Here is a 23,248-nt window from a genome sequence, read left to right on the forward strand (position 1 = left end):
GTTCTGGAGCATTGATCCTCCTTCTCGGCTTTTAGCCGCCAACCTAAGCATCGCTTTCTGCGAAGCCGGCAAAATCTGTCGGACGTCAATCACTCATCACCTATCAGCAGTCCGTTCTACGGAGCACTATTTCCTATCTACCCACCAGTGGATAGCGGGTGATTCCCGCTTAGGTTGTAGGCAAAATCCGAGAGCTGCGCATGAAAGAGCGTTAACTGTTTTCCGGTCGGTGGATCGTCTTGTTGACCCTTGTTTCTTCGGGATACTCTCGCATTTTCACCATTTCCAATGCCCCCCCCGCGCGGCCGTCAACGAATACGCGCTACAACGCTTCGAGGGAAACCAATCGGCGTGCCCCAAGTGCCGCCCGTGAACGATCTCAACAGAGCAACCCGACATGACTCAAAACATCTACGACGATCCGGAGTTTTTCCAGGGCTACAGCCAAATGGGCCGCTCCCTTGGAGGCCTCGACGCGGCACCGGAATGGCCAGCACTCAAATCAATGCTGCCGCCGATGAAAGAGCTGAAGGTAGTGGACCTCGGTTGCGGTTACGGCTGGTTCAGCCGCTGGGCCAGTGAGTAAGGCGCTGACAGTGTGCTCGGCCTGGACGTCTCGGAGAAGATGCTGGAGCAGGCTCACTAGACCACATCGGCGGGCAATATCCAGTAATCACGGGCAGATCTGGAACAGCTTGATTTACCCAAAGGCGGTTTCGATCTGGCGTATAGCTCACTGGCGTTGCACTACATCAAGGATCTGCCCGGGTTGTTCGCCACGATCCACGCGGCCCTTAAACCAGGTTCGCGCTTTGTGTTTTCCATCGAGCATCCGATCTTCATGGCCCCGCGCAATCCGGGATGGTTGATCGACGGCGAGGGCCGCAAGCGGTGGCCGGTGGACAGCTATCAGCGGGAAGGCGGGCGGGTGACGAACTGGCTGGCGGAAGGCGTGATCAAGCAGCACCGAACCCTTGGCACGCTGTTCAATACGCTGATTGGCGCGGGTTTCAGCATCGAGCATGTCAACGAATGGGGGCCGAGCGATGCCGAGGTGGCGGCGCAACCGGCGCTGGCTGAAGAGCGGGAACGGCCGATGATGTTGCTGGTAGCGGTCGAGCGCTGATTGCCGCAGCGATGGATAACCTGTGGCGAGGGAGCTTGCTCCCGCTGGGGTGCGGAGCGCCCCCCTCTTCACCAAAAAAGAAGGGACTGCTGCGCAGTCCAGCGGGAGCAAGCTCCCTCGCCACAGGTTCAGTGTGTTCTTAGCGGGTCGCGACAATAAACAACCGCGGAAACGGCAACAGCACCGAACCATCGCTCAACGCCGGATAAGCCTGCTCGATCGCAGCGTGATATCGCTTGAGGTATTGCGCCTTTTCCGCCTCATCCAACGGTTCGAGAAACGGCCGCAAACCGCTGCCCTTGAACCACTCGACCACACCCGACGCTCCACCCGCCAGCGGATGATGGTAAGTGGTGCGCCACACATCGACGCGCGCACAGTGTGGTCGCAGCATCGAGTAGTAGTCGCTGGCACTGGCCATCCCTGTGCGTTGCCCGGCGGCGTCCGCCAGTTTGCTGGCCCACGGACCTTCGGCAGCGACTTCGCGCATCAGACGATGGGAGGGTTCGTTGAGGTTGTCGGGCATCTGGATCGCCAGGCTGCCGCCCTCGGTCAGTCGGGCGGCCAGCGAAGGCAGTAACGTCGCGTGATCGGGCAGCCACTGCAACACGGCGTTAGCGAATATCACGTCGAACGGGCCGCGATCGTTCCAGGTTCCGATATCAACCGTGTCGAACTGCACATTTGGCAAGCGCTTGCGAGCGGCCTCGATCATGTCGGTCGAACTGTCGACGCCCCGCACCGTGGCGCCGGTGAAGCGTTTGACCAGCAACTCGGTCGAATTGCCGGGACCACACCCGATGTCGATGGCCGAGCGCGCCTCCACCGACGGGATGGCGGCGAGCAGGTCTCGCGCCGGGCGGGTGCGTTCATCTTCAAAAGCGACGTATTGTTTGGCGGACCAACTCATTGCGTTCTCCTGTCGGTGCGTTGTTGTGAGGCGATGGATAACTTGAGTTGGGTAGTGAAACTGAAGTAGCAAACAACAGCCACAAAAAACCGACCACCTAGGCTTATGCCGGAGAAGCACAAGCGATAAGAAACCTGTGGCGAGGGAGCTTGCTCCCGTTGGGGTGCGGAGCGCCCCCATCCTTTCTCACCAAAAAAAGAAGGGGACTGCTGCGCAGTCCAGCGGGAGCAAGCTCCCTCGCCACAAGATATGCATCATCCTTAACTGGCATTGGCCATATGGGCCAATCTTTGCTGATTTACGATAAGCGCTGCTAGGCGTAATACCCAACCGTCTTCTTCAAATGATCCGAATACTCGTAGATATCGTCTATCGAATTTATCGCATGTCGGGTTTCATTCTTCTCTTCGTCAAAGATACCGATGTACTTCTGTGAACGATTGAAGTGCAGACGGCAGATCGGTTTACGGTTGTTGTCGTCGAGCAGAATACCGAAGTAACTCTGAGTGTCGCGCTGAACAATCCGCTTTGCATCGACCACAGAACGAACCACAGCACGAACGATGTGATAACCCTCCAGTTCTTCCAATGTCGTCAGGACCTTGTCCTCTGACTCGTCCCGCACATCCGCCTGCTCAGCCCCACTGGATGAAACTGGCAAAGAAGCCAACGCAGGTTGTATAGCACCGCTCATGGCGGACTTGAGCCTTTCGTTAATCTGGTCATTGAGGAATTGCACGACCGCTTTTCTTGTCAGTTCATGAAACTGCTCGCGGACCTTTTGAGTAATTACCCCATCGTAGACACGCGAAGCGAACACTTTGACGAAGTCGTCATCGGGTTTGCTGACTTGAGCCGCAATAACCTTTTTGATTTGGCTGACGTATTTCAACTCACCTGCGGCGCTGATGATTGAATCCACATCGAAAGCTGATTTGGTGAGTTTCACCAATTCCGGGACGGAATACTCGTCGATGTCCAGCAGGTCGAGCTCGAGGAATGGCTTCTCATCCATCTTGTTGGGCGCATCCAGGTCAGTGAAAAATTTGTAGACCTGGCCGTTAGTAAGGATGGAGATTCGAGCGCTGGTGACATGGAAATAACGAAACAACTGAGACGCGTGATTGATGTGCAGTGGCTCGCCAATTTTTTTGCACTCGATAAGGATCTGAACTTCTCCACCCTTCATGATTGCGTAATCAATTTTTTCTCCTTTTTTCGTGCCGATATCGCAAACGAATTCGGGAGTCACTTCAGTCGGATCGAAGACATCGTAGCCCAGCACTGTGCTGATAAAGGGCATGACAAAAGCGTTTTTGGTCGCTTCTTCCGTCTGAATTGCAGCGCTCTGCAAACGAACTTTAGCGGCTAGACTTGCTAACTTTTCGAAGAATTCCATGAGTGACCTCTTAGCTGGTTTCGATCCGTGTGCTTGCATGCTGGCAAATTGACTGTCCTTGATACTAGACACAAACCGGCACAAAGAAAGATTCCGATCAGGATTTGCGAAATACAGAGATTTCTTACATCCGAAGCCAGCGCAAGACAGATTTCAATGAATACGCAAAACCCGAAAGAATTTTCATATTGCCCGCGCTGTCACACATTCAGGCGCATCCCAATAAGGAACACGGCAATGAAATTCGCAAAAATCTCGCAGAAACTCGCCCTGTGGGCCGGCAGCCCAATGACATTCATGGGCGCGCTTATTCTTATTATTCTGTGGGCCCTGAGCGGCCCTATTTTTGGTTTCAACGACACCTGGCAACTGGTCATCAACACCTCAACCACGATCATCACGTTCCTGATGGTGTTCCTGATCCAGAACACGCAGAACCGCGACACCGACATCCTGCATTTGAAAATCGATGAGTTGCTGCGGGTGAACAAGGAGGCGCAGAACGCGATGCTGGGGCTGGAGTTGCTGGACCTCAAGCAACTGGAGGCGCTGCGCCGGCACTATCGGGCCATGGGCGAAAAAGATGTGCATGACCTGGCGGGGCTGGCGACGACGAGCCAGCACAAACACGGTTTGAACAAGTGCTGAGCAAAAACAAAAACGGCGCGTGATGTGAATCACGCGCCGTTTGCTTTAAACATCGTAAACCCGGGTTATAGACCGGCCTGCAACGCCCTGGCCATTTGCAGATGGTTTTGCAGTTTGGGCAGGGTTTCTTCAGCAAACGCTTTGATTTGCGGTATGTCCGTGGTTTGCGCTTCCTGCTGAAGTTGTTCGATGGCTTGCTGAGTGGTTTTCACCTGACTGGCGGCGTAGGCCTGATCGAAGGTCGCGCCGTCCATCGCTTGCGGCATCAAGGCTTTGGCCTTGTCGACCACTTCTTCGCGCGGGGCCACCGGCAGATCCAGTTGTTTGGCAATTTTCGCCAAGTGTTGGTTAGCGGTGGTGCGGTCGTTGATGACGACGATGGTGTAGTCCTTGACCTCTTTGGATTCGGTTTTCTGGTGCGCCAGGCGACTGGCTTCGATGTCGGCCATGCCTTGGGCCGAGGCATCGTTGATGAATTCGGTGGGGGACTGGGCAAAGGCACTGCTGGCGCACAATCCCAGTAACGTGGCAAAACCTGCATGACGTATTCGGGTGGCCATCCGGCTCATGGTCGCGCCCTCCTTCTGAAAAAATTCAAGCGGGAGCTTGCGCCCCCGCCTCTCGATCAAAACCACCTTCAATCACTACTTGGACTTCTGAGGACCTTTGCGGCCCATCTCGGGTTTCGTAGAGTCTTTATCGACAGTCGTTGTGGTGGTTTTCCCACCTTTGCGACCGGCTTCAGACGCCTTCGTTCGATCGTTGGCGAAGTTTCCCGAGTTCGAGTTTCTTGAGTTAGGCATGATTCTCTACCTCTTGGTAAATGATCCAGGCGAGCAACAGCCCGCATAAAATCAGAATGAACGAGCCCCAAAAGGTTTAGAAAACCTGAAAACGCCGCGACGAACGGCGGCAAAATCTCAGACTTCGAGTCGCAGGTGATGCTGGCGTTTGGCGGCGTACATGGCCTCGTCGGCATGCTTGAACAACTGCTTTTCTTCGGTGCCGTGCTCGGGGTAATGAGCGACGCCGATACTGGTGTGGATGTTCAGGTTATGCCCATCCAGACGCAGCGGCTGCGCCAGCACCTGGAGGATTTTTTCCGCCACGCTGTCGGCGTCTTCCAGGCCGTGGATGCTGTGCAACAACACCACAAACTCGTCCCCACCGATGCGCGCCACGGTGTCGGTTTCGCGCACGCAACCCTTGATCCGATTGGCCACCGCTTGCAACAGCATGTCGCCCACCGCATGGCCGTGGGTGTCATTGACATCCTTGAAACGGTCGAGGTCGACGTACAGCAACGCCATGCGCCCGCCATCGGCCCGGGCCAGCGCCAGTGAAGCCTTGAGACGATCTCGCAGCAGCTCGCGATTGGGCAGTTGAGTCAACTGGTCGTACTGCGCCATGCGCTGCAACCGGGCATGCAATTGCTTGCGCTCGATGGCAGTCGCGACCTGGGCGCAGACGTATTGCAGCAGTTCCTTGTCCCGCTCGGTGTAGCGTTCGCCACCCGGAACGCTTTTGACGATGAGCGCGCCGATGGTGCCGTTCTGCGAATTCAGGGGCACGCCCAGCCAGCACGGTGAATTCGGCCCCTCGACCAACGTCTCAAAGCCTGCGGGCGAATGGCCCTGGTCCGGGGTCAGCAAAATTGGCAGGCCGCTGCGGATCACTTCCGCACACAGGCGCCCGGTGATGGTGCCGGGCTGCTCGGGTTGCAATTCGTGGTCGTTGACGTGATAGGGGAAATTCAGCTGCGCGCAGTGTTCGTCATACAGCGCCACGGAGAAATTCAGCGCGGGCAGCCATTCGCCGATGATCAGGTGAATGCGCTTGAACAGCGCCAGCAAGTCTTCCGCCGCGTGAGCGGCCTCGGAAATCGCGTACAACGCTGCTTGTCGGGACTCGGCCAGTTTGCGTTCGGTGATGTCCCGGGCCACGGCGATGCGCAATTGATCGACTTCCGACCAGCGCGCCGACCAGAGGATGTGCACCACCTGACCGTCCTTGCGCAGGTAGCGGTTTTCGAAATTGAGTTTGGGCTCGCCGCCCATGATTTCCCGTGCGGCGTCGAGGGTGCGCTGGCGGTCACCGGGATGCACCATGTCGATCATCGGCTGACCGATCAGTTCATCGGCGGTGTAGCCGAATATGCGCTCGCACGCTGCACTGACAAAAACGAAGCGACCTTGCTTGTCGACCGCACAAACGGCGTCCAGCAACAGATCGATGTAGCTCGCCAACGGCGCGGAATTTCTGGATGCCATGGTGTCCTGCATATGGCCTCAAGCCTTGTTCGTGACCAGCCCCGGCAACGCGTGCACCAGGGCATTAATGGCAAAACCGATAAACATGACCCCACACAACCGGGTGATCGCCAGTTCGTGGCGTTGATACAGGGTCCGAACCTGCCGCGCACCAACGATGCCGATGAGAATAGCGTAGGCGATCAGGCCACCGACGAAGCTCAGCGCAATCAACCACGGCAGCATCGACCAGTGCAGCAACTCCGCGCGGCTAGACAGCAGCGCCGTGAAGGTCGCCACTGCCACCGGGTAAGCCTTGGGGTTGGTCAGACCGAACAGAATGCCGTGCCAGAACGGCTGGCGGGCCGGGCCTTGCGGCGCTTCGGCACTGCTGCGTTTCGCCCGCACGGCGCGCAAGCCAAGCCAGAACAAATACAACCCGCTGAACACGCCCAGCACATCGAATGCCGTGCTACCGATTTCCCGTGCGCCGACAATCGCAATCAACGCGGTGCTGCACCAGACCACATCGCCCAGCAAATGCCCGCACAAGAACCCCGCCCCCGCCCGCCGACCGCGCGCCGCGCCAATGCCGAACACCGCCAACACACCCGGCCCCGGCGTGATGCCGTAGATAAAGCCTGAGGCGAGAACAGCCATTAGCAGCGATGGGGTCATCAGGAAATCCTTTTGAACTGTCTGGTGAATGGGCGCCAGTCTATCTCAGGTCCTTGCGCGTGGACTTACAGATCGTCGAAGAACTTCATTGCGGCATAAGGCCGCTGCCGACAGGCCGCCAGCCGTGACGCCAGATCGCCGACATGGGCTTCAAGCTTGTGGCCGTCCGGGTCAAGAAAATAGAACGATGCGCCTTCGCTGCGGTTGTCGCGCCATTCTCGGACATTGGCGGATCGCAGGCGCTCGACGAACAACGGGAAATCTGCTGCGTCCAGGCTGAAGGCGTAGTGGGTGTAGTCGGCGGCAGTCTCGGACTTGCGCAATGGATCGAAGGAAAGGCACAGCCAGAGTCCCGGAAGCGAGAGGTAGGCGCCGGTGTCCCACGTTGCTTCGAGGCGCAGTTGCAGGCGCTTTTGGTAGAACTCCACGCTGCGGTTCAGGTCTGTGACGGCGAGGGTCAGGTGGTTGAGGCCGGTTAGCAATTTCGTTACCTCGCGGGTATGTTCTGAATGTCAGTATCTGGAGCGCAACACCAATGGAAAAGGCCAAACCCAAAAATCTTAGCGAAACGCCATCGCCAGGACCGGCCCGCGCGCACTCGGCGCACGAGGCCTTGATGATCGACGACATTCAGCGAGCCCTGAGTGAAGCGGACAATGGTGATTTCGCTAGCCCAAAAGAACTGAAAGCAGTAGTTGGCAAATGGGTGACTGATATCAGCTGATAAAGGAATCTCAAAATCGTATTGCTCGTCTCGACCACAATACTAGCGTGCGGGAACAATCACGATTAACCGCGCGCTATTGCGTCCTCAATCCGCCCATTCAACCAATTCAACGCCTGATCCCCTCCCCGCCGCTTGTGCCAAACCAACACGAACGTAAACGACGGAATATGAAACGGTGGCGGGACGACGATCAGCGACTGCTGATCGATGTTGAGCAAACCTCGCAAAGCCACCGTCAGGATCAAATCCGTACCACTGATGAATTCCGGCGCAACGCTCCAGTGCGGCAGGCTGACGGCCACTCGGCGGCGCTCGCGCAACGCGGTCAGCACCCGTTCGATTTCGGGCGTGCCGCTGCCGCGCATTTCCAGCAGGACATGCGGGCGGGCGAGGTAGGTTGGCAGGTCGAGGATGCCGTCGGCGGGCAGGCTGTTGCGGTCGATGAGGCAGGCGTAGTGCTCTTCGAACAACGGGGTGCTGCGCAGCTCGTTCGGCATTTCCGGAAATACCCCCGCCGCCACGTCGATATCGCCGTTGAGTACGCCATCGAGCATGCCCTCGCGGCTGGCGTGGGTGATTTGCAGGTCGATCCCCGGCGCTTCCCGGCGCAAGGTTCGAATCAGCCCCGGCAAGACAATAGCGGCACCGTAGTCCGACATCGCCAGGCGAAAGGTGCGTTTGGCGGTGGCCGGATCGAACGCGTTCGGTGCCAGCAGCGATTGCACCTGGGCCAGCGCTTCGGCCAGCGGTGCCATTAACTCCAGCGCTCGCGGCGTGGCGACCAGCCCCGCACCCGCGCGCACCAGCAATGGATCGCCGAGCATGTCCCGCAACCGCGCCAAGGCGTGGCTGACCGCCGGCTGACTGAGGTGCAGGCGCTCGGCGGCGCGGGTCACGTGCTGCTCGCTGAGCAGGGCGTCGAGGATCACCAGCAGGTTGAGGTCGATGCGCCGTAGATCATTCATCTGATGCATGTTCTGGATAGCAATTCGGAATTTAAATCTGCGCGACGAATACTCTAGAGTCCAGCAAAACCTCTTGGAGATGGATCATGAGTACGTTGCATTGGGCCGGGCTGTTGCTGCTGGCCGTGATAGCCGGGGCGGTGGTGCCTTTTCAGAGTGCGATCAATGCCAACCTTACACGCGGTCTGGGGCATCCGTTGTGGGCGACGCTGGCGTCGTTGCTGGTGAGTATCGGGGTGTTGTTGCCGATTATGTTGGCGCTGCGCTTGCCGTTGCCATCGCTGGGGTTTATTAGCAAGGCGCCGCTGTGGATGTGGGCTGGAGGGGCGTTTGGGGTGTGTTTTGTTTCGTTGGCGTTGATGCTGGTGCCGAAGCTCGGGGCTTCGGGGTTTGTTGCGCTGGCGCTGGCGGGGCAAGTGGTGGCGGCGCTGGTGTTGGATCACTTTGGGTGGTTCGGCTTAGTGGAGCGGCACATGACCTTGCCGCGGGTGTTGGGGGCTGTTTTGTTGGTGGCAGGGGTGGCTTTGATTCAGTTCAGTGGCGCGCCAGCGAAGGGCTTGGTGGCGACGGGTTGATGGGGCGCATAAAAGATCGTCTGTGAATGTCAGTCCGTCTTCGCGAGCAGGCTCGCTCCCACATTTGATCGGCGGCGTGGCGCAGATCGAGTGTGGGAGCGGGCTTGCTCGCGAAAGCGGTCTATCCGACGACGCAAATCTTAGAACTTGTCGAGCGTGCGCAGCTTCTGCGGCAACCCCCACATCAGCAGCGCAACCGCGATCAGCGCGCAGACACCAATCACATACAGCGCCGGCGTTGTGCTGCCGGTCAGGTCCTTGATCCGCCCGACCATGACCGGACTGACGATGCCGCCGAACTGGCCCAGGGTGTTGATCACCGCAATCCCGCCCGCCGCCCCGGCGCCAGCACCGGCCAGCAGTTTCGGCGGCAGGGTCCAGAAGCTCGGGATCGACGCGATGATCCCGGCGCCAAGCAAGCCCAGCGCAACAATCAGGAAGGTCGTGTGGTTAGCGAAGATTCCGGCGCAGAAGAACCCTACCGCGCCCACCGCCACCAGTCCTGCGACAAACTTGCGCCGTTCGCCGGTCGAGTCTGACAGGCGCCCGATCACCACCATGCTGATCGCGCCGCAGATGTAAGGAATGGCGGTGAGCAAACCGATCATCACCGGGCTTTCGGTGCCGGCACTGCGGATCAGTTGCGGCGCCCAGAAATTCAAGCCGTAGGACGCCACTTGAATCAGGAAGTAAATCAGCCCCAGCGTCAGGAAGCCCGGAATACGCAGCGCGGCGAGCAGCGAGCCGCCACTCTTGTGCGGTTCATGGTGCGCGATGCGGCTGGCCAGCAGGGTCTTCTCGGAAGCGGTCAGCCAATGGGCGTCTTCGATGCGGTCCTTGAGCAAGGTCAGCACCAGCAAACCGAGGCCGATGCACGGCACGCCACCGAGCAGAAACAACCAGTGCCAGCCGCGCATGTCGAGGAAACCGTCGAGGTGTTGCAGCACAAGCCCGGAGAACGGCGCGCCAACCAGACCGGCAAACGCCGACGACAGAAACAGCATCGAGGTGATCCGGCCGCGATAGTGCTGCGGGAACCACAGCGTCAGGTAATACAGGACGCCCGGCGCAAAACCGGCTTCCATCGCACCGATCACAAAGCGCAGCGCGTAGAACTGCCATTCGCTGTTGACGAAGACCATGGCCGCGGTGGCGAGGCCCCAGGACATCATGATCCGGGCGATCCAGCGCCGCGCGCCGACCTTGTACAGCATCATGTTACTCGGCACTTCGAACAGCACGTAGCCAACCACAAACAACCCGGCGCCGAGGCCGTAAGCGGTGTCGCTCAGGCTCAGGTCAGTCTGCAACTGGAACTTGGCGAAGCTGATGTTGATGCGGTCGAAAAACGCGAACAGGTAGCAGACCATGATCAGCGGCATCAGGCGCCAGGCGACCTTGCTGACCAAGGCTTTTTCTTCGTCGTGGCTAACGGACGGGCTCGCGCCCGCCTCCAGTACATTGAGGCTCATGGTGGTTCTCCAGGCGGACTTCCCGTGGGTGTCCGATTGTTTTTGTTGTCTGGTTGAGACGCTTGGTTGCAGAGCTTTTCATTGTGGGAGCGAGTCTGCTCGCGAAAGCGGTGTATCAGCCGACATCCATGTCGGATGTGACTCAGTCTTCGCGAGCAAGCTCGCTCCCACAGGGGTGATCGTGGTGGGTCAGGAGGGCGTCGGGTGCAGGTCGCAATTGCGGCCGGCCTTGGCCAGTTGACCCGGCACTTCGTGGCCCAGCAGTGCGGGCAATCCTCGGGATAATCGCAGCAGCAGCGGCAGGTCGATGCCGGTGTGAATGCCGATTTCATCGCACAGGTTGACCAGGTCTTCAGTGCAGATATTGCCCGAAGCACCCGGCGCGAACGGGCAGCCGCCAAGGCCGCCGAGCGCTGCATCAAAACGTCGGGCTCCGGCCTCATAAGCGGCCAACACGTTGCACAAGCCGAGGCCGCGAGTGTTATGAAAATGCAGAGTCAAATCCGCGGGCGAAACCCGTTGTAGAACTCGACGTACCAACCGGTCAACCTGTCGCGGATTGGCCATGCCAGTGGTGTCGGCCAGAGTAATCCCTTGGATCCCGAGCTCTTGATAAGCATCGACGATTTGCAGCACGCGATCCTCATCAATCTTGCCTTCGAACGGGCAGCCAAACGTGGTGGCGATGCTGCCGTTGAGCCGGACCTGCGTGCCGCCGACGTACTGCACAATCTCACCGAAAGCGGCCAACGAATCTTCGCAGCGCATACGCATGTTCGCCAGGTTGTGGGTCTGGCTGGCAGACATCACCAGGTTCAGCTCATCGGCCCGCGTCGCCAATGCCCGTTGCGCGCCCTTGAGGTTGGGGATCAACGCGACGTAGATCACCCCCGGTTGCCGGGTGATGCCCTTGAACACCGACTCGCCATCGCGCAATGCCGGAATGGCCTTGGGCGAGACAAACGAACCGGCTTCGATACGGCTGAACCCGGCCAGCGACAGTTGATCGATCAGGGCAATCTTGTCGACGGTTTCGACCCAGGTCGGCTCGATCTGCAAACCGTCGCGCGGCGAGACTTCCTGAACGATCAGGGTCTGGGAAAAATCAGTGATCATTGCACCACCCCTTCAGTTTTCAGGCGTTCGATATCGGAGTCCGTCAGGCCTAGCCCGGCGAGAATGCCGTCGGTGTGCTGGCCCAGACTCGGCCCCGACCAGTTCACGCCGCCAGGGGTTTCCGAGAGTTTCGGCACGATGCCCGGCATCTTCACCGTGGCGCCGCCCGGCAGGTCGGCGCTGAGCAGCATGTCCCGCGCCTGATAATGCGGGTCGGCGACGATGTCGGCCACCGAATAGATGCGCCCGGCGGGGACTTCGGCCGCTTCCAGCGCCGACAATACGGCGTCGATCGGCAGGCTGCTGGTCCAGTGGGTGATCGCAGCGTCGAGCACATTGCTTTTCAATGCACGGCCGTCGTTATGGGCAAACTCCGGCGCGTCCGCCAGATCGCGCCGGCCGATGACCTCCATCAAGCGCTTGTAGATCGGGTCGCTGTTGCCGGCGATAACCACGTAAGCGCCATCGGCCGTCAGATAGGTATTGGACGGGGCGATACCCGGCAAGGCGCCACCGCTGCGCTCACGGACATGGCCGAGCATGTCGTATTCCGGCACCAGGCTTTCCATGACGTTGAATACGCTTTCGGCCAGCGACACATCGACGATTTGCCCGCCGCCCTGCCCGGTCTTGACCCGCAGCAGCGACATCAAGGCACCGATCACTGCGTGCAGCGATGCGAGGGAATCACCGAGGCTGACGCCCACCCGCGCCGGCGGTGAGCCGGGGGTGCCGGTGGTGTAGCGAATCCCACCCATGGCCTCGCCGATGGCACCGAAACCCGGACGATCACGGTAGGGGCCGGTCTGGCCGTAACCGGAAATCCGTACCAGCGTCAGGTTGGGATTGAGGGCGTGCAACACGTCCCAGCCCAAGCCCAGTTTTTCCAGGGCGCCGGGGCGCAGGTTTTCGATCAACACGTCGGCGCTGGTCGCCAGTTGCTTGACCAGTTCGACGCCTTCGGGGGATTTGAGATTCAGCGCCAGGGACTTCTTGTTGCGCGATTGCAGGTACCACCACAGCGAGGTGCCTTCGTGCAGCTTGCGCCATTTGCGCAGGGGATCGCCCTGGCCCATGGCTTCGATCTTGATCACTTCGGCGCCGAACTCGGCGAGCATTCGCGCGGCGAAGGGGGCGGCGATCAGCGTGCCGATCTCGATCACTTTGATTGCACTTAACGGGGCAGTCATCGCGGGGTACCTCTTGTTCTTGGAATATGTGCCAAGGCTAGAGGAGCCGGGGTCAAGGAATCCAACCTTCAGTTGGCAACGGGCGTTCGTGAAACGCGAACGCTCGGCTGGCGATGTTCGGTGAATTCAGGGCCGCCTTCGCGAGCAGGCTCGCTCCCACACTGGATCTACGGCGTCCACAAATCCCCTGTGGGAGCGAGCCTGCTCGCGAAGAGGCCCGACCATCCAACCGAGAAACATCAAAGCGCCCCACGCAACTGCTCAAACAACATCCGGCTAACAGGCGACAACCCCGCCTCATCCCGCACCACAATGATCAACGCCCGATCCGACCACTCATCCGTCAACGGCACCGCATGCAGCCCCAACGCCCGGCCAAACAATTCATAGGCCTTCTGCGGCAAAATCCCGATGCCCATGTTGGCCTGCACCATCCGGCACATCGCATCAAAACCCGGCACATGAATGCGCAACCGCAGCACCTTGCCCGCCTGGCGCGCCGCCGCATGGGTGCGCATGTTGATCGAACTGGCCGAATGCAGTCCCACGTAATCGCTGTCCAGCGTGTCCGCAAACGCCAGGCTCGAACGGCTGGCCAACGGATGATCGGGCAGCATCAACACCATCAACTTGTCCTGCCGGTACAGCACGCTGTGCAAACCCTTGGTGTCGCTGTCGATGGAGCAAATGCCCAGGTCCGCCACGCCATCCAGCACCCCCTGGATCACCCCGCTGCTGGGGCGTTCCTCGAGGTCGGTCTTGACCTGCGGATGGCGCTCGGAAAAGTCGCGCAAGTCCTCGGGCAAAAACTGAATGATCGCCGACAGGTTGGCGAGCATCCGCACATAACCGCGAATGCCGTGGCTGTGCTCACCCAGCTCGAGACCCATTTTCTCGACGTTGAACAGCATCTGCCGGGCATGGTGCAGCAGGGTTTCGCCGGCCGGTGTCAGGGTCATGCCCTTGGCCTGGCGTACGAACAGACTGATCCCCAGCGCCTCTTCCAGTTCCATCAAGCGCTTGCTGGCCGCCGACACCGCGATCGCTTCACGCGCGGCGGCACGGGTCAGCGTGCCTTCTTCGTGGACGGCGACGAACAACTGGAGGGTGATCAGGTCGAGACGGCGGATCAGGCTTTTTTGCAGCATGGAGGGCTCGATGACTTCAGTTCGGCTGAGTCGGCAGGATAGCCCGGTTTTGGCCCACAACCTCACACGCCATCGCCCTACACATAAATCTCTTGTAACACTCAACCGAACAGGAAACGGCCGATTCAGCGCCCACACCGCACGCTGTAAAGTCTGGAAACACACGGACGGTTTCATCACTCAAGGACAGACACGTCACATGGACCAGACAACACGCGCGGCAAACACCTTCACCAACTATCGAAAACTGATCTCGCTGGCCGATCACGACTGGGAAACCGCAGAAGCGGGAAAGGTCGCGGGGCTGAACGTCGACATCAGAAGCAGCAACCGCATGGTTGACCAGCACGGACGCGCCTTTCATCACTTTTGCACCACCTCCTACCTCGGCCTGGATCACCACCCCGACTTGCTCGACGGCGCCATGACCACCTTGTGGGAAACCGGCACCCTGCGTATCGCCAACTCGAAAAACCGCTGCAAACTGGCGATCCTCGATCAGTACGAAACCGAGCTGTCAGCGTTGTTCGGCGCCACGTGCCTGAGCACTTTGTCGTGCAGCGCAGCCAGCGCCGGCATCCTGCCGCTGCTGGCCAGCGGCGTGTTCACCGAGAACCGGCCGCCGGTGATGGTGTTTGACCGCTTGGCGCACTATTCGATGAGTCACCTCAAAGCCGCCTGCGCCGACGAAACCAGGGTCGTGACCAGCCCGCACAACGACATGGATTTTCTGGAAACGCAGTGCCAGCAACATACCAGGGTCGCGTATGTGGCCGACGGCGCGTACAGCATGGGCGGGGTCGCCGACCTGGACAGTCTTTTGTACCTGAAAGACCGCTATGGCTTGTTTCTCTACCTCGACGATTCTCACGCACTGTCCGCCGTCGGTACTTTCGGTGCCGGTCTCGTGCGTCCCAGGTTGCAGGCCCTGGAGGATGACGCCTTGATTGTCGCCTCATTGGCCAAGTCATTTGGCGCCAGCGGCGGGCTGGTGATGCTGGGCAACGAACGGCAGAAAAAGCTGATTCAACGCTACGGCGGCCCCAGCAACTGGTCGCAAAGCCTGAACAGCGCGTCTATCGGCGCGGGCAGAGCGTCCATCCAGTTGCATCACACGCCTGCATTGACTGCGTTGCAGGAAAAACTTCAGGTTAATATCCGCCTCTTCGACAGCCTGATTCGAACCGCACAACACGGCAGCAACATGGCGATTCGCTTGATCCACTGCGGTGAAGCGAGGCTGGCCAACCGTATTGCCATCGAATTATCCAATCTTGGTTTCTTTACCTCGGCGGTGTTTTTCCCCGCGGTTGCACAAGGCAAGGCCGCGATCAGAATCACGCTGCGCGCCGACATGGAGCCGCCGCTGATTCGACATTTTTGTGAACTCGTCACCGAGCTTTTGCGCACATGCTCCGGGGACGCCCGCTAGACATCCAGGGATGATTCCATGAAGAGCAGCACCACCCTCCTCGTCACCTGCAGCACGGTTTTCCTCGCGCAATTGGGCATGAGTATTTATCTGCCAGCGCTGCCGGAGATGGCCCGGCATCTGTCCGCCGACGCTTCGCAGGTGTCCTGGGGACTGGCGGTGTACCTGATCGGCATGGCGCTGCCGATGTTGTTCTGGGGCAGCCTCGGCCAGCGCATCGGCCGCAAACCGGTGCTGCTCGCGGCGCTGGGTATTTATGGCTTGGCCAACCTTGCGCTGCCGCTGGGCCAGACGCTTGAAGCGTTTCTGTTTTTTCGGTTGCTTCAAGGCATTGGTGCCAGCGGGATTTCAGTCATGGCACGGGTGCTGATCCGCGACAGTTTCCGCGGTGACCTGTTGGCCAAGGCGTTGTCGTGGATTTCGATTTCGTTCGTGATTGCGCTGGGCATCGGTCAGTACCTGGGGTCGGTTATCCAGGTGGCATTGGGCTGGCCGGCGATTTTCTATCTGCTGGGTGGCATGAGCCTTTTGATGGCGACAGTCGTGGCGCGGGTTTCCTTTGCGGTGCTGGTCGAGGACAACATTCAGTCGTCCGCGTGGCCCAGTTACTGGCGCATTCTGCGTGATCGGGCGTTCTTGCTGCCGGCGCTTACCGGCGGCCTCGGCTATGGGGTAATCATTGCCTTCAACACGGCCGCACCGCTGATTCTGCAAGGTCCGTTCAACTGGTCAGCCGTGGAATACGGCTTGCTGGGCTGGCCGATCAGCGCGGCGTATTTTCTGGGAGCGCTGGGGGTCAATGCCTTGGTACTGCGCACCGGTCAGCGCCGATTGATGACGGTGGGCGTCGCTCTGGTGCTGACCGGGAGCGCGATGATGTTGCTGGGCAGCATCATCGGCACCCCCATTGCGCTGCTGCTCTGGCTGCCCTATTGCGTAGCGGTGTTCGGGCAGTCGTTGACGTACCCGATCAGCCTGTCGCTGGCCAACGACGGTTCACCGGTCGGGGGGGCTTATGCGATGGCGTTGAGCGGCTTTATTCATCAACTGATGGCGGCGATCATTGGCGGTGTTGCCAGCTTGATCGCCAGCCAGCAGGCGTGGCCGCTGTCGTTGCTCTGCACCTTGCTGGCGTTGGGCGCGATGCTGTGTGTCATGCTCGCGCCCGGTCGCAAAACGGCCTAAAAGGCGCTGCGGAAAATCTCCTCGATCTGGCGCTGATCCGCCGCCCGGGGATTGGTTAAACCGCAGGCGTCTTTCAGCGCATTGGTGGCAAGCATGGGGACGTCGTTGAGTCTGGCGCCGAGCTCACGTAATCCGGCAGGGATGTCCACGTCACTGGACAGGCGTCGGATCGCTGCAATAGCCGCTTGAGCCCCCTCTTCAGGGCTGAGACCACGGATATCGACGCCCATCGCATGAGCCACGTCGGTCAGGCGCGGGGCGCAAACCTGAGCGTTGAAGCTTTGAACGTGGGGTAGCAGTACGGCGTTGCAGACGCCATGAGGCAAGTCGTAGAACCCGCCCAATTGGTGAGCCATGGCGTGGACATAACCCAGCGACGCGTTATTGAACGCCATGCCCGCCAGGAACTGCGCGTAGGCCATGTTTTCCCGCGCGGCCATGTCCTCGCCGTTGCGTACCGCCAGTCGCAGGTTGTTGCTGATCAACGTGATCGCCTTCAGTGCGCAGGCATCGGTGATCGGGTTGGCGGCAGTGGAAACGTACGCTTCGATGGCGTGGGTCAATGCGTCCATGCCGGTGGCTGCCGTCAGCCCCTGAGGCATTGCAACCATCAGCGCCGGGTCGTTGACCGACAGCAGCGGCGTGACGTTGCGGTCGACAATGGCCATTTTCACATGGCGCGATTCGTCGGTGATGATGCAAAAACGTGTCATCTCGCTGGCGGTGCCGGCGGTGGTGTTGATCGCGATCAGCGGCAGCTGTGGTTTGCTCGATTGATCGACGCCTTCATAGTCACGGATCTGCCCACCGTTGGTCGCACACAACGCGATGCCTTTGGCGCAGTCGTGGGGCGAACCACCGCCCAGGGACACCACAAAATCGCAACGGGATTCCTTGAGCAGGCCCAGGCCAAGTTCGACGTTAGCAGTGTTCGGGTTGGGTTTGGCACCGTCGAAGATCACCGAGTCGATGTCCTGCATCGCCAGTTTTTCCGCAATCATTTTCGCTACGCCGGCCTTGGCCAGCCCAACGTCGGTGACGATCAGCGCTTTGCGAAAGCCGTACTTGCCAATGACGTCCATGGCTTCGTCGAGGCAACCCGTACCCAGGATGTTCACAGAGGGAATGAAAAACGTGCTGCTCATGAGCGATTCTCCTGTCTGGGCCGAATCGGCGACGCCGATCCAGCGGGACGCCCACAGCATCGACCCTTCGCTCACGCAGTAACTTGATCTGGCTCAAGTCATGGTCGTGATAAAGTCGCCGCCCATCAGACCTTTTGCTTTGAGACTTTGACCGCAATGACCGATTTCCAGGATGTTGATGCCCAACTTGAAGACTGGAACGCCTTGCGCGCCACCGCCTCGTTCAGCGGCCTGCTGGTGGGCAACGGCGCCAGCCGTGCGGTGTGGGACGATTTTGGCTACGACTCGCTGTTCGAGAATGCGCGCACCGTCGAAGAAAAACCGCTGAGCCAGTCCGAGCTGAGCGTGTTCGAGGCGATGCAGACACGCAGTTTCGAACAGGTGCTGAGCGCGCTGAAAACCACCAGCCGAGTGAACAAGGCACTGGCCGTCAGCTCCGCCGCACCGCGCAATCGCTACTACGCGATCAAGGAAGCGCTGATCAACACCGTTCATGCGGTGCATATTCCGTGGCGGCTGGTGGTGCCTTCGACCCTGGCGACCATCCGTTCGGAACTGGGCAACTATCGGACGGTGTTTACCACCAACTATGACTTGCTCAATTACTGGTCGATCCAGCAGCAGCCGGACGCGATCAACGACCTGTTCCACGGCGCCGAGCCGGGCTTTGACCTGAGCGCCACGGCGACCGATAAAACCCGTTTGCTGTACCTGCACGGTGGTTTGCACCTGGTGCGCAATCAGGACGGCACGGCGCGCAAGCTGATGTCGACCGAGGGCACGTTGCTTGGCAGTTTCGCGATCAACAATACGATCAAGACCCTGGATGACGTGCCGCTGTTCGTGAACGAAGGGCCAGCGCAGGACAAGCTCAAGACCATTCGCAGCTCGGATTATCTGTCGTTCTGTTATGACCAGTTATTGGGGCATGGCGACGGGTTGTGTGTCTTTGGGCATGCGCTGGGTGAGCAGGACAGCCATATCGTTCATGCGTTGCGCCAGGCGAAACCGTCGGTGGTGGCGATCTCGATTTATCCGCGCAGCAAGGCGTTTATCCAGCATCAGAAGCGGCATTACGCGAAGGTGTTCGAGGGGACGGGATCGGAGCTGCGTTTTTTTGATTCGAAGACGCATGCGTTGGGGAATCCGAAGCTTACGGTTCCGGTTGAGGTTTAGCGGCGAGGCAGCTGACGCCTTCGCGAGCAGGCTCGCTCCCACAGGGGATATGTGTACACCGCAGATTCAATGTGGGAGCGAGCCTGCTCGCGAAGCTTTTGCAGTCAACTCATTCCTCGCTGCTATGCACCACCACCAACAACTGCGCCTGAACCTCCCCCACTGAGCGAATCCTGTGCGGTTTCTGCGCATTGAAATGCAGCGCATCCCCACGATCGAGCAGCACCCGCTCGTTCATGAAGTCCACTTCCACCTGCCCTTCGTGCACAAACAAAAACTCTTCCCCGGTGTGTTCCTTGAAGGTTTTGTCGGCGAATTCGAACGGCGGATAGATGATGAACGGCAGCAGGCTGCGCTCACTGACCTGATGGGCCAGCACCGCGTAGCCGGGGCTTTGATCGTTGGCGGCCAGGGATTGACGCTCGTGACTGCGCACCAGGCTGTAGCTGTCGAGGCTGACGTTGTCTTCGGAGAACAATTCCTCGACTTTCACGTTCAGCGCCTTGGCCAGTTTCAGCGCCGCAGCAATCGACGGCGTGTTCAGCCCGCGCTCGACTTTCGACAGGTAGCTCTTGGTCATGCCGGATTTTTCGGCCAGGGCCTCCAGTGTCACGCCAAGTTTTTTTCTTAGTAATTTCAAACGGATAGACATGAAAAACGATTAATCCATCAAGGAGGCGACGGTTTGTGCTTGCCAATGACACTTTGTGTCTTATAGCCTCTTTAGTGTCATTTGCATGAACCCACCAAAGGACACTGATATGGCCAAGACATTAGCACTGCCCAAAGACCAACTGGTCAAGCAAGCGCTGACACAGATGCAAAATACCCTGGCGGATAATACGTGGACTGACCGGCAAAAGCTGGCCCTGACCTGCCGGATTCTGTTCGAGAACGGCCACGACTCGGGGTTGGCCGGTCAAATCACCGCTCGCGGTCCGACACCGGGCACCTACTACACTCAGCAACTGGGCCTGGGGTTTGATGAGATCACCGCGAGCAATCTGCTGCTGGTCAACGAAGACCTGGAAGTACTCGAAGGCCACGGCATGCCCAACCCGGCCAACCGCTTTCACAGCTGGGTCTACCGCGCCCGACCGGACGTGAACTGCATCATTCATACGCATCCGACGCACGTCGCGGCGCTGTCGATGCTCGAAGTACCGCTGCAGATTTCCCACATGGACCTCTGCCCGCTGTATGACGACTGCGCGTTCCTTGAAGGCTGGCCCGGCGTTCCGGTCGGTAATGAAGAAGGTGAATTAATTGCCGGCGCACTGGGCGACAAACGGGCGATTCTGCTTTCGCACCACGGCCAGTTGTCCACCGGCACGAGCATTGAAGAAGCCTGTGTCATCGCGCAATTGATCGAGCGCGCCGCCAAGCTGCAACTGCTGGCGATGAGTGCCGGGGCCATCATGCCGATCCTCCCGGAACTGGGCCGTGAAGCCCACGACTGGATTGCCCGGCCAAAACGCCACGCCGCCGCTTTCAACTACTACGCCCGGCAGAACCTGCGCCAACACGCCGATTGCCTGAACTGAACCCACTCAATTTCAAAAGGAGCGTCGCCATGTCGACCCCAAACATTCACGGCATCATCGGCTACACCATCACCCCGTTCACCGCCGACGGCGAAAGCGTTGACCTGGACGCGCTCGGGCGCTCCATTGACCGTTTGATCGAGGGCGGCGTGCATGCCATCGCACCACTGGGCAGCACTGGCGAAGGCGCTTACCTGAGCGATGCCGAGTGGGATCAGGTCAGCGAATTCAGCATCCAGCACGTGGCCAAACGTGTGCCGACGATTGTCAGCGTGTCTGACCTGACCACCGCCAAAGCGGTGCGCCGCGCACGCTTCGCCCAAGCTCATGGCGCTGACGTGGTGATGGTGCTGCCGGCGTCCTACTGGAAACTCAGCGAAGCGGAAATCCTCGCCCACTATCGCGCCATCGGTGACAGCATCGGCGTGCCGATCATGCTCTACAACAACCCGGCCACCAGCGGCACCGACATGTCGGTGGACCTGATCCTGCGCATCTTCAACGCCGTTGAAAACGTCACCATGGTCAAGGAAAGCACCGGCGACATTCAGCGCATGCACAAGCTGCAACTGCTCGGCGAAGGCCAGGTGCCGTTCTACAACGGCTGCAATCCGCTGGCGCTGGAAGCCTTTGCGGCGGGCGCGAAAGGCTGGTGCACGGCAGCGCCGAACCTGATCCCGCAGCTCAATCTGGATTTGTATGAAGCGGTGTTGGCCAATGATCTGGGCAAGGCCAGGGCGTTGTTCTATCGCCAGTTGCCGCTGTTGGATTTCATTCTCAAGGGGGGGTTGCCGGCGACGATCAAGGCCGGGCTGGGTATGACGGGGCTGGAAGTCGGGCAGCCGCGATTGCCGGTGTTTCCACTAGCCGACGCCGGGCGCAGTCAACTGCAACACTTGCTGACTGCCCTACGCTGATCCCAAAAAACACACAAATCAAATGTGGGAGCGGGCTTGCTCGCGAAAGCGGTATGACATTCAACATCATCGTTGAATATTAAGCCGCTTTCGCGAGCAAGCCCGCTCCCACATTTAGTCGTCGGCGTGACTTAAAGCACCGGCAAGGTCTTGTCCTTGATCACCGTGGTCGGCCCGTTGGTTTTCACACTGGCAATGCCCTTCTCCATCGCTGTAGCGGAAGAGTAAGACTCACTGCTGCCGATAATTTCGTGGTTACCGGCCTTGAGGTTGAAATAAGGATGGCCATCCTTGGTGGTCTTTTTCTCGTAGCGCTCATCCAGCGGGCTGTTGGACTGAACCGATGCAATGCCTTTGTCGGCAGCGGCGCGGGTGGTGTACAGCTCGCTGGTCAGAATGGTTTCGGCGTTGGCGGCCTTGAGGACAAACCTGAACTGGCCACTGCTGCTTTTGCTCACTTCGTACCATCCGGACATGCTCTTTCTCCTTGGCGATTGAGAGGTTTCGCGCTTCAGAGTAAAGACCAGCCCCGGACATCTGTCGCCTCTCCCGGCCCCTTCGCGAGCAGGCTCGCTCCCACAGGGGATCGCATTTCCATTGTGGGAGCGAGCCTGCTCGCGAATGAGTCGACGCGGTATTCGCTACTTCACCACTGCCCGAACCACCGACAACTCCGGCACAGCCACCCGCCGCTGACTCAAATACCGCATACAACTCACCCGCAAAAACGACGCAAAATTCACCACTTCCCCCCGGTAGTCCATCACCTCTTCATACAGCTTGGCGATCAGCTGGTTGGTGGTCATGCCATCGACTTCGGCGATTTCGCTGAGGATGTCCCAGAACTGATTCTCCAGCCGCAGGGTGGTGACCACCCCGCAGATGCGCAGCGAGCGGGAGCGCGATTCGTAGAGGATCGGATCGGCCTTGACGTAAAGCTCGCACATGGAAAGGTCCCTCGTTACAGCGTGATTTTGGTGCCCAGCAATCCGAGGAAACCGGCAAGCCAGTTCGGGTGTGCCGGCCACGCCGGAGCAGTGGCCAGATTGCCTTGAACATGGCCCTCCGTCACCGGGATGTCGATGAACGTGCCACCGGCCAGGCGCACTTCCGGGGCACAGGCCGGGTAAGCGCTGCACTCGCGGCCTTCGAGAATCCCGGCCGCTGCCAGCAATTGTGCGCCATGACACACGGCAGCAATCGGCTTGCCGGCCTTGTCGAAGGCACGCACCAGTTCCAGGACTTTTTCATTCAGGCGCAGGTATTCCGGGGCACGACCGCCGGGGATCAGCAGCGCGTCGTAGTCGGATTCGGCAACCTTGGCGAAGTCGAAGTTCAGGGCGAACAGGTGGCCGGGTTTTTCGCTGTAGGTCTGGTCGCCTTCGAAGTCGTGGATCGCCGTGCGCACGGTCTGGCCGGCGGATTTGTCCGGGCACACGGCGTGGACGGTGTGACCGACCATCAGCAGCGCCTGGAACGGCACCATCACTTCGTAGTCTTCGACGTAATCGCCGACCAGCATCAGGATTTTCTTGGCAGCCATGGGGAGGACTCCTCTGGGGGAACATTGGCAGGAGTATTCAAGGTAGTCCTTATCCAGGAGGTCGGGTAATAACCAGCTACTACCGCGTTATCGTTCTTCGCGA

The 23,248-nt window shown here is 59.4% G+C and carries 25 protein-coding genes and 1 pseudogene; 9 read left to right on the plus strand and 17 right to left on the minus strand.

Translation table 11 applies throughout. The features are described 5' to 3' along the window. Window positions 1-397: 397 nt before the first annotated feature. A pseudogene (locus AC07N8_RS06425) lies at window positions 398-1,126 on the plus strand (class I SAM-dependent methyltransferase). Between the two features lie 139 nt (window positions 1,127-1,265). Here the strand turns inward: AC07N8_RS06425 and tam are convergent. Next, window positions 1,266-2,036 (minus strand): trans-aconitate 2-methyltransferase, encoded by a 771-nt coding sequence (gene tam, locus AC07N8_RS06430; protein ID WP_493142653.1) that lies wholly within the window; start codon window positions 2,034-2,036, stop codon window positions 1,266-1,268. A gap of 313 nt (window positions 2,037-2,349) precedes the next feature. After that, window positions 2,350-3,435: a type I restriction endonuclease gene (locus AC07N8_RS06435; protein WP_493142651.1), complete on the minus strand. Its 1,086-nt coding sequence runs from the start codon at window positions 3,433-3,435 to the stop codon at window positions 2,350-2,352. A 237-nt stretch (window positions 3,436-3,672) separates the two neighbouring features. On the opposite strand from AC07N8_RS06435, the gene AC07N8_RS06440 reads away from it, so the two are divergent. Then, window positions 3,673-4,083, plus strand: a complete 411-nt coding sequence (locus tag AC07N8_RS06440) for a low affinity iron permease family protein (protein ID WP_483840590.1) — start codon at window positions 3,673-3,675, stop codon at window positions 4,081-4,083. A gap of 65 nt (window positions 4,084-4,148) precedes the next feature. Here AC07N8_RS06440 and AC07N8_RS06445 read toward each other — a convergent pair whose 3' ends face one another. From AC07N8_RS06445 to fos, 5 genes are all read right to left on the minus strand, one after another. Next, the gene (locus AC07N8_RS06445) at window positions 4,149-4,652 is read right to left on the minus strand and encodes a DUF4142 domain-containing protein (RefSeq protein WP_493142649.1); all 504 of its coding nucleotides are present in this window, start codon (window positions 4,650-4,652) and stop codon (window positions 4,149-4,151) included. A gap of 75 nt (window positions 4,653-4,727) precedes the next feature. Beyond that, window positions 4,728-4,886 (minus strand): KGG domain-containing protein, encoded by a 159-nt coding sequence (locus AC07N8_RS06450; protein WP_081744010.1) that lies wholly within the window; start codon window positions 4,884-4,886, stop codon window positions 4,728-4,730. A 117-nt stretch (window positions 4,887-5,003) separates the two neighbouring features. Then, the gene (locus AC07N8_RS06455; RefSeq protein ID WP_493142647.1) at window positions 5,004-6,353 is read right to left on the minus strand and encodes a sensor domain-containing protein; all 1,350 of its coding nucleotides are present in this window, start codon (window positions 6,351-6,353) and stop codon (window positions 5,004-5,006) included. 18 nt (window positions 6,354-6,371) lie between these two features. Further along, complete coding sequence (locus AC07N8_RS06460; RefSeq protein WP_493142645.1) at window positions 6,372-7,010, minus strand: LysE family translocator; 639 nt, start codon at window positions 7,008-7,010, stop codon at window positions 6,372-6,374. A gap of 65 nt (window positions 7,011-7,075) precedes the next feature. Further along, the gene (gene fos / locus AC07N8_RS06465) at window positions 7,076-7,492 is read right to left on the minus strand and encodes a fosfomycin resistance glutathione transferase (protein WP_493142643.1); all 417 of its coding nucleotides are present in this window, start codon (window positions 7,490-7,492) and stop codon (window positions 7,076-7,078) included. Between the two features lie 53 nt (window positions 7,493-7,545). Between fos and AC07N8_RS06470 the strand changes: the two genes are divergently transcribed. Next, window positions 7,546-7,734: a hypothetical protein gene (locus AC07N8_RS06470; protein WP_493142641.1), complete on the plus strand. Its 189-nt coding sequence runs from the start codon at window positions 7,546-7,548 to the stop codon at window positions 7,732-7,734. Window positions 7,735-7,799: 65 nt separating this feature from the next. Here AC07N8_RS06470 and AC07N8_RS06475 read toward each other — a convergent pair whose 3' ends face one another. Next, window positions 7,800-8,711, minus strand: coding sequence for a LysR substrate-binding domain-containing protein (locus AC07N8_RS06475; protein ID WP_493142639.1), 912 nt, complete (start codon window positions 8,709-8,711; stop codon window positions 7,800-7,802). A gap of 77 nt (window positions 8,712-8,788) precedes the next feature. Here AC07N8_RS06475 and AC07N8_RS06480 point away from each other — a divergent pair, with 77 nt between their 5' ends. Continuing rightward, window positions 8,789-9,277 carry a DMT family transporter gene (locus tag AC07N8_RS06480; RefSeq protein ID WP_493142637.1) on the plus strand — a complete coding sequence of 163 codons (489 nt, stop codon included), beginning with the start codon at window positions 8,789-8,791 and terminating at the stop codon, window positions 9,275-9,277. A gap of 140 nt (window positions 9,278-9,417) precedes the next feature. Here AC07N8_RS06480 and AC07N8_RS06485 read toward each other — a convergent pair whose 3' ends face one another. The 4 genes from AC07N8_RS06485 to AC07N8_RS06500 all read right to left on the minus strand — a co-directional run bounded on the left by AC07N8_RS06485 (window position 9,418) and on the right by AC07N8_RS06500 (window position 14,203). Further along, window positions 9,418-10,749: an MFS transporter gene (locus AC07N8_RS06485; RefSeq protein WP_493142635.1), complete on the minus strand. Its 1,332-nt coding sequence runs from the start codon at window positions 10,747-10,749 to the stop codon at window positions 9,418-9,420. Between the two features lie 189 nt (window positions 10,750-10,938). Then, on the minus strand, window positions 10,939-11,865 hold the full coding sequence (locus AC07N8_RS06490) for a hydroxymethylglutaryl-CoA lyase (RefSeq protein WP_483840583.1): 927 nt from the start codon (window positions 11,863-11,865) through the stop codon (window positions 10,939-10,941). After that, window positions 11,862-13,055 carry a CaiB/BaiF CoA transferase family protein gene (locus tag AC07N8_RS06495; protein ID WP_493142633.1) on the minus strand — a complete coding sequence of 398 codons (1,194 nt, stop codon included), beginning with the start codon at window positions 13,053-13,055 and terminating at the stop codon, window positions 11,862-11,864. The genes AC07N8_RS06490 and AC07N8_RS06495 overlap by 4 nt, the downstream gene beginning before the upstream one ends. Before the next feature lie 239 nt (window positions 13,056-13,294). Further along, entirely contained in the window at window positions 13,295-14,203 is a 909-nt protein-coding gene (locus tag AC07N8_RS06500; protein WP_483840581.1) for a LysR family transcriptional regulator, read from the minus strand. Window positions 14,204-14,402: 199 nt separating this feature from the next. Here AC07N8_RS06500 and AC07N8_RS06505 point away from each other — a divergent pair, with 199 nt between their 5' ends. Together AC07N8_RS06505 and AC07N8_RS06510 are read left to right on the plus strand one after the other, a co-directional pair. Continuing rightward, window positions 14,403-15,635 carry an aminotransferase class I/II-fold pyridoxal phosphate-dependent enzyme gene (locus AC07N8_RS06505; RefSeq protein WP_493142631.1) on the plus strand — a complete coding sequence of 411 codons (1,233 nt, stop codon included), beginning with the start codon at window positions 14,403-14,405 and terminating at the stop codon, window positions 15,633-15,635. 18 nt (window positions 15,636-15,653) lie between these two features. Then, entirely contained in the window at window positions 15,654-16,820 is a 1,167-nt protein-coding gene (locus AC07N8_RS06510; protein ID WP_493142629.1) for an MFS transporter, read from the plus strand. Here the strand turns inward: AC07N8_RS06510 and yiaY are convergent. Beyond that, window positions 16,817-17,965, minus strand: coding sequence for an L-threonine dehydrogenase (gene yiaY, locus AC07N8_RS06515; protein WP_483840578.1), 1,149 nt, complete (start codon window positions 17,963-17,965; stop codon window positions 16,817-16,819). The two genes, AC07N8_RS06510 and yiaY, sit on opposite strands and share 4 nt — an antisense overlap. 156 nt (window positions 17,966-18,121) lie before the next feature. On the opposite strand from yiaY, the gene AC07N8_RS06520 reads away from it, so the two are divergent. Further along, window positions 18,122-19,141, plus strand: a complete 1,020-nt coding sequence (locus AC07N8_RS06520; protein ID WP_493142627.1) for a DUF4917 family protein — start codon at window positions 18,122-18,124, stop codon at window positions 19,139-19,141. 109 nt (window positions 19,142-19,250) lie between these two features. On the opposite strand, the gene AC07N8_RS06525 is transcribed toward AC07N8_RS06520, so the two are convergent. Next, window positions 19,251-19,793 carry a helix-turn-helix domain-containing protein gene (locus tag AC07N8_RS06525; RefSeq protein WP_493142626.1) on the minus strand — a complete coding sequence of 181 codons (543 nt, stop codon included), beginning with the start codon at window positions 19,791-19,793 and terminating at the stop codon, window positions 19,251-19,253. A 109-nt stretch (window positions 19,794-19,902) separates the two neighbouring features. On the opposite strand from AC07N8_RS06525, the gene AC07N8_RS06530 reads away from it, so the two are divergent. Further along, a complete protein-coding gene (locus tag AC07N8_RS06530) occupies window positions 19,903-20,685 on the plus strand; it encodes an aldolase (RefSeq protein ID WP_483840575.1) in 783 nt (260 codons plus the stop codon). Between the two features lie 29 nt (window positions 20,686-20,714). Beyond that, window positions 20,715-21,602 (plus strand): dihydrodipicolinate synthase family protein, encoded by an 888-nt coding sequence (locus tag AC07N8_RS06535; protein ID WP_483840574.1) that lies wholly within the window; start codon window positions 20,715-20,717, stop codon window positions 21,600-21,602. Window positions 21,603-21,733: 131 nt separating this feature from the next. Here AC07N8_RS06535 and AC07N8_RS06540 read toward each other — a convergent pair whose 3' ends face one another. From AC07N8_RS06540 to AC07N8_RS06550, 3 genes are all read right to left on the minus strand, one after another. Then, window positions 21,734-22,078 carry a YegP family protein gene (locus AC07N8_RS06540; protein WP_483840573.1) on the minus strand — a complete coding sequence of 115 codons (345 nt, stop codon included), beginning with the start codon at window positions 22,076-22,078 and terminating at the stop codon, window positions 21,734-21,736. A 165-nt stretch (window positions 22,079-22,243) separates the two neighbouring features. After that, window positions 22,244-22,549 (minus strand): ribbon-helix-helix domain-containing protein, encoded by a 306-nt coding sequence (locus tag AC07N8_RS06545; protein WP_027925581.1) that lies wholly within the window; start codon window positions 22,547-22,549, stop codon window positions 22,244-22,246. A gap of 14 nt (window positions 22,550-22,563) precedes the next feature. Then, window positions 22,564-23,145, minus strand: a complete 582-nt coding sequence (locus AC07N8_RS06550; protein ID WP_493142623.1) for a DJ-1/PfpI family protein — start codon at window positions 23,143-23,145, stop codon at window positions 22,564-22,566. Window positions 23,146-23,248 lie beyond the last annotated feature (103 nt).

It is taken from the genome of Pseudomonas sp. GW821-FHT10C09, assembly GCF_059415465.1.

What these genes read in the sequence shown, in the direction of transcription:
- tam (WP_493142653.1), bottom strand. Translation starts at nt 2,036, where the DNA reads ATGAGTTGGTCCGCCAAACAATACGTCGCTTTTGAAGATGAACGCACC.
- AC07N8_RS06435 (WP_493142651.1), bottom strand. Translation starts at nt 3,435, where the DNA reads ATGGAATTCTTCGAAAAGTTAGCAAGTCTAGCCGCTAAAGTTCGTTTG.
- AC07N8_RS06440 (WP_483840590.1), top strand. Translation starts at nt 3,673, where the DNA reads ATGAAATTCGCAAAAATCTCGCAGAAACTCGCCCTGTGGGCCGGCAGC.
- AC07N8_RS06445 (WP_493142649.1), bottom strand. Translation starts at nt 4,652, where the DNA reads ATGAGCCGGATGGCCACCCGAATACGTCATGCAGGTTTTGCCACGTTA.
- AC07N8_RS06450 (WP_081744010.1), bottom strand. Translation starts at nt 4,886, where the DNA reads ATGCCTAACTCAAGAAACTCGAACTCGGGAAACTTCGCCAACGATCGA.
- AC07N8_RS06455 (WP_493142647.1), bottom strand. Translation starts at nt 6,353, where the DNA reads ATGGCATCCAGAAATTCCGCGCCGTTGGCGAGCTACATCGATCTGTTG.
- AC07N8_RS06460 (WP_493142645.1), bottom strand. Translation starts at nt 7,010, where the DNA reads ATGACCCCATCGCTGCTAATGGCTGTTCTCGCCTCAGGCTTTATCTAC.
- AC07N8_RS06470 (WP_493142641.1), top strand. Translation starts at nt 7,546, where the DNA reads ATGGAAAAGGCCAAACCCAAAAATCTTAGCGAAACGCCATCGCCAGGA.
- AC07N8_RS06475 (WP_493142639.1), bottom strand. Translation starts at nt 8,711, where the DNA reads ATGCATCAGATGAATGATCTACGGCGCATCGACCTCAACCTGCTGGTG.
- AC07N8_RS06480 (WP_493142637.1), top strand. Translation starts at nt 8,789, where the DNA reads ATGAGTACGTTGCATTGGGCCGGGCTGTTGCTGCTGGCCGTGATAGCC.
- AC07N8_RS06485 (WP_493142635.1), bottom strand. Translation starts at nt 10,749, where the DNA reads ATGAGCCTCAATGTACTGGAGGCGGGCGCGAGCCCGTCCGTTAGCCAC.
- AC07N8_RS06490 (WP_483840583.1), bottom strand. Translation starts at nt 11,865, where the DNA reads ATGATCACTGATTTTTCCCAGACCCTGATCGTTCAGGAAGTCTCGCCG.
- AC07N8_RS06495 (WP_493142633.1), bottom strand. Translation starts at nt 13,055, where the DNA reads ATGACTGCCCCGTTAAGTGCAATCAAAGTGATCGAGATCGGCACGCTG.
- AC07N8_RS06500 (WP_483840581.1), bottom strand. Translation starts at nt 14,203, where the DNA reads ATGCTGCAAAAAAGCCTGATCCGCCGTCTCGACCTGATCACCCTCCAG.
- AC07N8_RS06505 (WP_493142631.1), top strand. Translation starts at nt 14,403, where the DNA reads ATGGACCAGACAACACGCGCGGCAAACACCTTCACCAACTATCGAAAA.
- AC07N8_RS06510 (WP_493142629.1), top strand. Translation starts at nt 15,654, where the DNA reads ATGAAGAGCAGCACCACCCTCCTCGTCACCTGCAGCACGGTTTTCCTC.
- yiaY (WP_483840578.1), bottom strand. Translation starts at nt 17,965, where the DNA reads ATGAGCAGCACGTTTTTCATTCCCTCTGTGAACATCCTGGGTACGGGT.
- AC07N8_RS06520 (WP_493142627.1), top strand. Translation starts at nt 18,122, where the DNA reads ATGACCGATTTCCAGGATGTTGATGCCCAACTTGAAGACTGGAACGCC.
- AC07N8_RS06525 (WP_493142626.1), bottom strand. Translation starts at nt 19,793, where the DNA reads ATGTCTATCCGTTTGAAATTACTAAGAAAAAAACTTGGCGTGACACTG.
- AC07N8_RS06530 (WP_483840575.1), top strand. Translation starts at nt 19,903, where the DNA reads ATGGCCAAGACATTAGCACTGCCCAAAGACCAACTGGTCAAGCAAGCG.
- AC07N8_RS06535 (WP_483840574.1), top strand. Translation starts at nt 20,715, where the DNA reads ATGTCGACCCCAAACATTCACGGCATCATCGGCTACACCATCACCCCG.
- AC07N8_RS06540 (WP_483840573.1), bottom strand. Translation starts at nt 22,078, where the DNA reads ATGTCCGGATGGTACGAAGTGAGCAAAAGCAGCAGTGGCCAGTTCAGG.
- AC07N8_RS06545 (WP_027925581.1), bottom strand. Translation starts at nt 22,549, where the DNA reads ATGTGCGAGCTTTACGTCAAGGCCGATCCGATCCTCTACGAATCGCGC.
- AC07N8_RS06550 (WP_493142623.1), bottom strand. Translation starts at nt 23,145, where the DNA reads ATGGCTGCCAAGAAAATCCTGATGCTGGTCGGCGATTACGTCGAAGAC.